The 9,270-nt window shown below is 72.8% G+C and carries 5 protein-coding genes and 1 pseudogene; 5 read left to right on the forward strand and 1 reads right to left on the reverse strand.

The annotated features are described in order from the left end of the window. Positions 1-222 precede the first annotated feature (222 nt). The 5 genes from KUG39_RS14805 to KUG39_RS17625 are packed head-to-tail and all read left to right on the forward strand — an operon-like array spanning position 223 to position 8,701. Positions 223-1,788: an ArnT family glycosyltransferase gene (locus KUG39_RS14805; protein ID WP_216916038.1), complete on the forward strand. Its 1,566-nt coding sequence runs from the start codon at positions 223-225 to the stop codon at positions 1,786-1,788. Beyond that, positions 1,785-4,286, forward strand: a complete 2,502-nt coding sequence (locus KUG39_RS14810) for a glycosyltransferase family 39 protein (RefSeq protein ID WP_216916041.1) — start codon at positions 1,785-1,787, stop codon at positions 4,284-4,286. The genes KUG39_RS14805 and KUG39_RS14810 overlap by 4 nt, the downstream gene beginning before the upstream one ends. Beyond that, a complete protein-coding gene (locus tag KUG39_RS14815; protein ID WP_190612584.1) occupies positions 4,283-5,686 on the forward strand; it encodes a glycosyltransferase in 1,404 nt (467 codons plus the stop codon). Before KUG39_RS14810 ends, KUG39_RS14815 begins: the two co-directional genes overlap by 4 nt. 4 nt (positions 5,687-5,690) lie before the next feature. Next, positions 5,691-6,680 carry a lysylphosphatidylglycerol synthase transmembrane domain-containing protein gene (locus tag KUG39_RS14820; RefSeq protein ID WP_353617399.1) on the forward strand — a complete coding sequence of 330 codons (990 nt, stop codon included), beginning with the start codon at positions 5,691-5,693 and terminating at the stop codon, positions 6,678-6,680. After that, positions 6,677-8,701: an acyltransferase family protein gene (locus KUG39_RS17625; protein WP_216916043.1), complete on the forward strand. Its 2,025-nt coding sequence runs from the start codon at positions 6,677-6,679 to the stop codon at positions 8,699-8,701. Before KUG39_RS14820 ends, KUG39_RS17625 begins: the two co-directional genes overlap by 4 nt. 457 nt (positions 8,702-9,158) lie before the next feature. On the opposite strand, the pseudogene KUG39_RS14830 reads toward KUG39_RS17625, so the two are convergent. After that, a pseudogene (locus KUG39_RS14830) lies at positions 9,159-9,270 on the reverse strand (photosystem II D2 protein (photosystem q(a) protein)); the annotation flags it as partial.

A 9,270-nucleotide genomic window follows, 5' to 3' on the forward strand; every position in this document is an offset into this window, starting at 1 on the left:
ACGCTGTCGATGTTGAGCTCAGCCGCCTGAACCGCCACGGGGGCGAGCAGGCCGAGAGCTGCAGGAGCAACCAGCAGTTGCTGGAAGAGTTTCATGGGTTCCTCACACGGAAGCGGCGCAATGCGCCAAACGAAGGATCCCCCAAGTGGACATGGCCATCCAGGGTCCATGTGCCAGAAAACACAACGTCCGGTACCCGAGGGTGCTGCCAGAGTGCCGCCCATGAAGGCCCTGTGGGCGTCGCTGCCCTTCCTGCCCCTGTTGCTGACGGCGGCGCCGCGCAGCTTCCTGGCCCACGACGAGGGCTACTACGCCCTGCAGGCCCGCTGGATGGCCACGAGCGGCCAGTGGCTGGGTCCCCCCTGGTGGGACCAGGTGATCTTTGATCGCAGCATCGGCCTGCCCTGGCTGATCGCCGCGGCCGGCCGGCTGCCGGGGGTGGGCCCCTGGTCGGCCCATCTGCCGTCCCTTCTCGCCGCCGTGGCCTGCCTGCTGCTCACGGCCGACCTGGCCGGGCGCCTGCTGGGCGGGGGCGGAGCCGGCTGGCTCGCCGCCGCCGTGCTGGCCCTCACTCCCCTCTGGCTCGACTACACCCACCTGGCCAGCCAGGACATGCCGCTGCTGGCCCTGGAACTGCTGGGGATCCTGGCCCTGCTGCGGGCCGGCGAGGCTCCGCAGCGGCCCTGGCCGTTCCTGGCCGGCGCCTGGATCGGCCCGGCCTTCCTGATCAAGGGCTTCATGGTGGCGCTGCCGGTGGTGGCCCTGCTGCCCTTCCTGCTGCTGGAGCGCCGCACCGTGCTGCGGCGGCCGGGCTTCTGGCTCGGCCTCGCCCTGGGCTGGCTGCCGGTGGCGCTCTGGCTGGGCCTGAGCCTCCGGGTGCTGGGCCTGCCGGTGGTGGCGGGCCTGTGGCAGAAGCTGCTCTACCTCTCCGAGAGTGACGTCTACAGCGCCGGCCCGCTCTATTACCTGTGGAACCTGCCGGCCAACACCTTCCCCTGGAGCCTGTTCGCCCTGGCGGGCTGGTGGGGCTGGCTGGCCGGACCGCTGGAGCGGTCCCGGCGCCTGCTCCTGCTCCTCTATCCGCTGCTGATGTTGCTGTTGCTCAGCGCCTTCCGCACCAAGACCCCCTACTACGGCCTGCAGCTCACCCCCTTTGTCGCCCTGGCGGCCACGGCCGGCCTGCGGTCCTGGAGCGCCGGCGCCGGCCGCTGGGCCCGGGGGGCGGCCTTCGGCTTCGGGGGGCTGGGACTGGTGCTGGTCCTGGCGGCGGTGGCGGTGCTCTGGCCCGGGGCGCCGGCCGGCCGGCTGGTGGCCAATGGGGTGGCGGACCTGGCTCCTGCTCCGCAGCTGTTCGCGCTGGCGGCGGGCTGCCTGGGGCTGGCCTGGGCCCTGGTGCCCTGGTGCCGCACCGGCTCCCGCCGGCTGGCGGCCCTCCTGGTGGGTCCCTGGCTGGCCCTGGCCCTGCTGGTGCAGGCCGGCCTGTTCAGCGATCGCAGCCCCCGGCAACGGCAGGCCCTGGAGCGCCCTGGGGCCAAGGAGGCCCTGGCGGCCGGGCCGATCGCGGCCGTGGCCGGCGCCCCCCTAAGCGGCGAGGAGCATGCCCGGCTGATCCTGGTGGCCCTGGCCAGCCCCCAGCTCACGCCCCGCATCGGCCCGGCGGAAGGGGTGCCCGCCGGGGAGCGGGTGTGGATCCGGCGCCGTGAGCTGCCGGCCGGATGGTCCGTGCGGCTGCAGGCCCAGGAACTGGAGCCCTGGGTGCTGGCCCAGGCACCGGGAGCGGCCCGATGAGACGGACACGGGGCCGGGATGGGTGGATCCTGCTGGGGCTGTGGCTGGCCGGGGTGCTCCTGGATGGGCTCTGGCTGCAGCGCCACGCCCAGCCACCGGCCTGGGACCAGGGGGAACACCTGAGCCGGGCCCTGGGGGTCTGGCAGGTGCTCGGTGAGGCGGCGCCCCTCGATCCACTCTGGTGGCAACGGCTCTGGGCCGAGACGCCCACCTACCGGGGACCCCTCACCTACCTGGTGACGGCACCGGTGTTCAGCCTGCTGGGGCCCGGCTATGGCAGCGCGATCCTGTCCAACAGCCTCTTCCAGGCCCTGCTCCTGGGCAGCCTCTACGGCCTGGGACGCCTGGCCCGCGGGCGGGCGGCCGGCCTCTGGGCCGCCTTCCTCTGCGCCGTCGCGCCGGCCCTGCTGAACCAGCGCAGCGACTACCTGATCGATTTCAGCCTGACGGCCGTGCTCACGGCCACCTGGTGGCTGCTGACGGTGCGGGTGCTGGGCCGCCCCCGGCGCCCCTGGCTCTGGAGCCTGGCCGGCGGCCTGGGGCTTGGGGCGGTGGTGCTGACACGCCCCACCGGTCTGGTGATGCTCTGGCTGCCCCTGCTGGCCCTGGCCTGGCGGGCCCTTGCGCCCCTGCTCCGGCGGGGCCGGCCGGGCCCCAGGGCCCGCTTCGGCCGGCTGGCCGAGGCGCTGCTGGCGGCGGCGGCGGCGACGGCCGTGGCCTGGCCCTGGTGGAGCCAGAACTGGCTGACGATCCTCTCCACGGTCAACAAGGCCCGCCAGTGGGGCGTCCTGTATCAGGACGGTCTGGAGGCGAACACCCTGGCGGGCTGGCTGTTCTACCCCCGCCTGCTGCCCACCATGGCCGGGGCCGCCCTGGTGGCGGTGGTGGTGGCGGGGGGGGCGCTGCATTGGTGGCGAAACCTCGGCGTCCCTGCCGGCGCCCTGCCCTGGCGGCGGCTCGCCTGGTGGCTGAGCTTTCCGCTCGGTGCCCTGCTGCTGGCCACCCTGATGAGCACCAAGGACTTCCGCTTCGTGCTGCCCCTGGTTCCCCAGCTGTGCCTCGGCCTGGGGATCGTGCTGGCCGCGGCCGCCGGCCGCTGGACGCCCGTCTGGAGGCTGGCGGTGGTGGCGCTCGGGATCTGGGGGGCGCTGGCCAGCCAGTTCGCCCTGGCGGCCAATCCGACCGCCTTTCCGCCGCGGCCACCCGTCGCCGGCCCCCCCTGGCCCCTGGAGGCGATCGTGGCCACGATCCGCCAGCGCAGTCCCCACCAGCTCTCCACCCTGGCGGTGCTCCCCGACAGCCAGGGCCTGAACGCCTTCAACCTCGACGCCGAAGGGCGCCGCCAGGAGTTCCGCGTCGCCGCCCGCCAGACCGTGGCGCCTGTCGACCAGCTCGACGGCGACCTGGCCGGCTTCGACTGGTTCCTGCTCAAGGGGGGCGACCAGGGGGTGATGAGCGATGAACGCCAGGCCGCCCTGGACGGCCTGGTGCGGCGATCACCCGCCTTCCAGGCCGCCGGCCGCTGGCCCCTGCCGGATGGCAGCAGCGCCGAGCTGTTCGGGCGGCGCGCCCTGGGCCTGGAGGTGCTCCCGGTGGCCTGCGGGCCGGGGCGGGGCCTTGCCCTGAACCTGGCCGTCGAACCGCCGCCCCCCCTGCGGCCCGGCAGCGGGGCGGTGCTGGTGAGCCGGCTGCGGGGGCCGGCGGCCGAGCTGCGGGACGGCCTGCTGCTGCTCGACTGGCGGCCGGACACCGCCGCCGCCGGCGTGCCGACCTGGCGCCATGACCGCGGCATCGGCCAGGGCATGGTGCGCGCTGCGCCCGGCGGTTGCCTGGAGGTGCAGGAACGGCTGGCCCTGGTGGTGCCGGTCGGGTTGCCCGATGGGTCCTACCGGCTCCGGGCCCGGGCCCTCGACCGCCAGGGGCGGCCGCTGCCCCTTCGCAGCGCCCCCCTGACGCTGACGGTGGCCGGCGTCAGCGCCCAGAGCCCGGAGGCCCAGGGCAAGGGGGCCCAGGCCATGGACGCCGGGGCGCCCCCCAACCGCATCGACCAGCTGGTCGAACTCGGAAGGCTGCTGCGCAACGGCGATCTCGACCGGCTGTTCCGGCAGGTGGGGCAGATCAACCAGCGGGACCCCCAGCAGATCTACCTCTCCCAGGGGGAGCGGCTGCTGCGGGCCAGGCTGCAGGAGACTGGCGCCGACCCCGGGGAAGCCGATCTGGAGGACCTCTATGGTCTGGCCCTGGCCCAGGCGCTGCAGCGGCACGCCGATGGGGCCGTCGACACGCTGCAGCGCATCGTGTCCCTCGAACCCACCAATCCCCATGCCCTGATGGCCCTCGGCTTCGTGCAGCTCTACCGCTTCCACCCCGGCCAGGCCCAGGTGGCGCTCGATGCCGCCGCCCGGCTCGACCCCGGCAACCGCACCCTGCGGACGCTGCGGGCCGTGGCCAGCGGCCTGCGGCTCGATGTGGCGGGCACCCTGGCCCTGCTGCGATGAACGGCACGCTCCAGCCGGAAGGACTGCAGCGGTTCCACCGCCGCAACCGCGCCTACTACGAGGACCTGGACCGCCTGCACCAGCTGCTGGTCGCCCCGGGTCTGCGGGTGCTCGAGATCGGCTGCGGCCTGGGGGATCTGCTGGCGGCCACCCACCCGGGCCACGGCGTGGGCATCGAGCGCGACCCCGCCATCGCCGCCGCCGCCCAGGCCGCCCACCCCAACCTGCGGATCGTCTGCGCCGAGGCGGCGACCCTCGACCCGGAGGTGATCGGGGAGAGCGCTCCCTTCGACGTGATCCTGCTGGCCAACACCCTCAACACCCTCGAGGACGTGCAGGGGGTGATGGAGCGGCTGGCGGCGTTCTGCCATGACCGCACCCGGCTGGTGGTGAGCTTCCACAACTGGCTGTGGCAGCCCCTGCTCAAGGCGGCTGAAGGCGTGGGCCTGCGTCAGCCCCAGCCCCCCGAGAGCTGGCTCACCCCCAGGGACGTGCAGAACCTGCTCGATCTGGCCGGCTGGGAGGTGCTCAAGCAGGGCCATCGCTGCCTGCTGCCCCGCCGGATCCCCCTGCTGACCCCCCTGGCCAACCGCTGGCTGAGCCAGCTGCCGCTGCTCGAACAGTTCGGGCTGACCCACTGGCTGGTGGCCCGGCCCGCCACCCCGGCCCAGCGCCGCCCCAGCGTCAGCGTGGTGATCCCGGCCCGCAACGAGGCCGGCAACATCGCCGCCGCCATCGACCGCATGCCCCTGCTGGGGTCGGCCACCGAGGTGCTGTTCGTGGAGGGCCACTCCTCCGATGCCACCTGGGCGGAGATCGAGCGGGTCTGCGGCTCCTACAGCGGCCCGCTGCAACTTCGGGCCCTGCGCCAGAGCGGCCGCGGCAAGGCCGACGCCGTCTGGCTGGGCTTCGATCAGGCCGAGGGGGAGGTGCTGATGATCCTCGATGCCGATCTCACCGTGCGCCCCGAGGATCTGCCCCGGTTCTACAAGGCCCTGGCGGAGGGCCGGGGGGAGTTCGTCAACGGCTGCCGGCTGGTGTATCCCCGCACCAGCGCCGCCATGCCGCCGCTGAACACGGCCGCCAACCGCTTCTTCGCCGCGGCCTTCTCCTGGCTGCTGCGCCAGCGGCTCAAGGACACCCTCTGCGGCACCAAGGTGATCTGGAAGGCCGACTACGAGCGGCTCAAGGCCGGGCGTGCCTACTTCGGCGACTTCGACCCCTTCGGCGACTTCGATCTGCTCTTCGGCGCGGCCAAGCTCAACCTCAAGATCGTGGAGGTGCCGGTGCGGTACCAGGAGCGCAGTTACGGCAGCTCGAACATCGCCCATGTGAAGGAGGGGCTGATCCTGGCGAGGATGTGCCTGTATGCGGCGCAGAAGCTGCGCTTCACCCCATGACCGCGTGGCTGTCCGTCCCGCCGCCGCCCCGCCAGCGGCAAGGCCGCCGATGAAGAAGCGCTGGTTCCTGGGGTTGGTGGCGACCCTGGCGCTCTACCTGGGGCTCAGCATCTGGTTCGGTTTCGCCAACGTGATGCGCTCCCTGGGGGCGCTGCCCTGGTGGTGCTGGCTGCTGGTGCCCGCAATGGTGGCCGTGGGCTATCTGCTGCTGTTCCAGCGCTGGCAGTTCTATCTGCGGCAGCTGGGGCACCCCCTGGCCTGGCGGCCCAGCAGCCGGATCTACGTCGCCGGCCTGGCGCTGGTCGCCGCCCCCGGCCGCAGCGGCGAGGCCCTGCGGGGACTGTGGCTGCAGCGCCGCCACGGCATCCCGATGCAGGTCGGCGTAGGGGTGACCCTGGCGGAGCGGGTGACTGACCTGGCCGGAGCCCTGCTGGTGCTCGCCTGGGGGCTCGGGGGACGGATCCTGCCGGCCCTGGTGGCGGGCGGCGGAACCCTGGCCATCGGCGCCTGGCTGCTGACCCATCCGGCCGCCCTGCGGCGCCTGGAGGCCTTCCTCGACCGGCTGCCGGCGCACCGGCGCTGGCACGGACTGACCCGGCTGCTGCGGGAGGCCCTCGGGGCGGTGGGCCGGCTGCGACGGCTGCTGCGGCCCTGGCCCCTGCTGGTGGGCACCGCCCTGGCGGCCCTGGTGTGGCTGATCGAAGCGTCGGCGCTGATGGGCCTGCTGCAGCTGCAGGGGGATCCCCTGGCCCTGACCCAGGCCGCCGTGATCCGCACCGCCATGGCCCTGGGCGGGGTCCTCTCCTTCCTGCCGGCGGGGGTCGGCACCGCGGAGGCCACGGCCATCGGCCTGGCGGTGGCGTTCGGGGTCGAGCGACCGGCGGCGCTGGCGGTCACCCTGGTGCTGCGGGTGTGCACCGTGCTGCTGCCCACCGCGGTGGGCCTGGTGGTGCTGGGCCGCCATCGGGACGATGGCGAGGCGATGGCGGCGTGAGCGACACCCCCCTCTCCTCCGGGGCCGGCTACCGGGCCGAGATCGACGGCCTGCGGGCCCTGGCCGTGGTGGCCGTGATCCTCAACCACATCGACGACCGGCTGCTGCCCAGCGGCTACCTGGGGGTGGACATCTTCTTCGTGATCTCCGGCTTCGTGATCACCGGGTCCCTGACGCGCCGTCCGGCCCGCTCCCTGGGCGATCTCCTGCTCGGCTTCTACAGCCGCCGCCTGAAACGGCTCGTGCCGGCCCTGCTGGTCTTCGTGGTGGTGGTGGGGATCCTGGCCTGCCTGGTGATCCCCCGGCCCCATACGGCCCTGCGCACGGGGATCAGCGCCCTGTTCGGCTTCTCCAACGTCTACCTGCATGGGCAGGCCACCGACTACTTCGGCACCGCCACCAAGCTCAACCCCTTCACCCACACCTGGTCGCTTGGGGTGGAGGAGCAGGTTTACTTGCTGCTGCCCCTGGTGGCCTGGCTGACGGGCTTCGCCCGCCCCGGAGCCGGGGGCCACAGGGCCCTGTTCGGGGTGATGGGCGTGGCCTCGCTGGCGTCGCTGATCGCCTTCGTGCAGCTCTATCCCACCCAGCAGGCCGCCGCCTACTTCCTGATGCCGCCGCGGCTCTGGGAGATGGGGGCGGGTTCCCTGCTGTTCTGCCTCGGCGGCGTCTGGCCGGCCGCCGCCAGGGGCCTGGGCCGCCTGCCGCCCATGGCGGCGGCCCTGGGCCTGGTGGGGGTGATGCTGCTGCCGCTGACCTGGGCGGTGCCGGCCACGGTGGCCGCCGTGGTCCTGACCACGCTGCTGATCGCCAGCCTGCGGCAGGGGACCGCCGCCCACCGGCTGTTCAGCCTGCCGGCCCTGGTGGGGGTGGGGCTGATCTCCTATTCCCTCTACCTCTGGCACTGGGGGGTGCTGTCCCTGAGCCGCTGGACGATCGGCCTGCACTGGTGGTCGCTGCCGTTCCAGATCGGCCTGATGGTGCTCCTGTCGCTGGCTTCCTACCGCTGGGTGGAAAAACCCCTGAGGCAGGCCAGCTGGGCCCCGCGGCGGGACCAGACCATCGCCATCGGGGTGGGCGGCCTGGCGGCCGGGGCCGGGCTGCTGATCGGTGTCGACAACCTGCCTCCGTTCAGCCTGTACGCCGGACGCAACCCGATCCCCGCCGGCATGGGGGTGGAATCGCTCGTCGATCCCTATCGGGTGGCGGGTGCCGCCGGAACCTGGCAGGGGTCGCCCTGCGTGCTGGCCAACGACGGTGAAGCGGCGAAGACCATTGCCATCGAGGCCTGCACCCTCGGGGACTTCGCCACGGCCCGCCACCGGGTGCTGGTGGTGGGCAATTCCTTCTCGGCCTCCTTCGCCGGCGCCTTCGACGAGCTGGTGGCCACCGACGACTACGCGGTGACGATCACCTCGGCCTGGGCCGCCTCACCGGTGGGCAACTTCGCCGCCCTCGGCGGCGGCGGCCCCTTCGCCGCCACCAACCGCGCCTACTGGAACCGGGTGGTGCCAGGGCTGGTGGCCCAGCTGCGCCCCGGCGACTGGGTGTTCCTCGTCAACGACATGGTGATGTTCTCGCCGCCCAGCCAGGGGCCGGGCAGCCGGCTCATCCTGCAGACCCTGCGGGTGGGCCTCAGCGACTTCTCCGCCAGCCTGGCCGAGCGCGGCGTGCGCCTGGCGGTGCTCAACGGCCTGCCCTTCGCCCGGGAGGCGAACTGCCACCCCGCCAGTGCCGTGCCCCAGTGGTTCTCCCCCTTCGGCGGCCCCTGCCAGATGCCGGATCGGGCGGAATCCCTGCGGCGACGCCAGCCCCTCGACGACCTGCTGGGCGAACTGCAGAGCCAGGGGAAGCTGCAGGTGGTCGACCTGTTCGACCTGTTCTGCCCCGAGGGGTCCTGCACCTATCGGGCCCGGGGTGGCGAGATCCTCTACCGGGACGAACATTCCCATCCCTCGAAGCAGGCGGTGCGGCTCGCCGCGCCCGTGATCCGGGACGTGCTGAGGCCCAGGCCGGAATGAACGATGCCCCCGACACCGGGGGTACCAGGGGAACCTGGAACCACGGTCTCGGGGGCTCTCGCCGGGTCCGCTCTGGCGCGGAACCGATGGATCAGGATTCAGCGGCCGTGATCAGCCGGCGTTCTCCGCGATCTGCAGACCCTGGATGGGACAACTTGGGGTCATGGACACCTCCTCCTGTGGGTTGGATGCCAGCCGGCGACGCCTGCGGCAAGGACGGAAGACGACCGAGGGAGACGGGCACCACACCAGCTGAACCAAGCAGGATTCCCACCGATGCCGTGGCAGCAGGGGAGGCTCACCGGGCCCGACGATGGGGCGCACTCCGATCAGGCGTTTCCGTCGATCACCACGTCACTGCTGACGGAACGAGGTCATCGTAACCAGCTTTTCGGGCCATCGAAGGGGCCATGAAAAAAGCCCCCATGGAAGGGGGCTGGAGAACCTTGGGAAGGGGTCAGAGCGCGTTGCCGCGGGGCAGCACCTCTTCAGGGAAGATGAAGTTTTCGTGCGGTTGGTCGGCAGGCGCCATCCAGGCACGCAGACCTTCGTTGAGCAGGATGTTCTTG

The sequence above is a fragment of the Synechococcus sp. CCAP 1479/10 genome, from assembly GCF_019038515.1.
Lineage (GTDB): Bacteria > Cyanobacteriota > Cyanobacteriia > PCC-6307 > Cyanobiaceae > Cyanobium.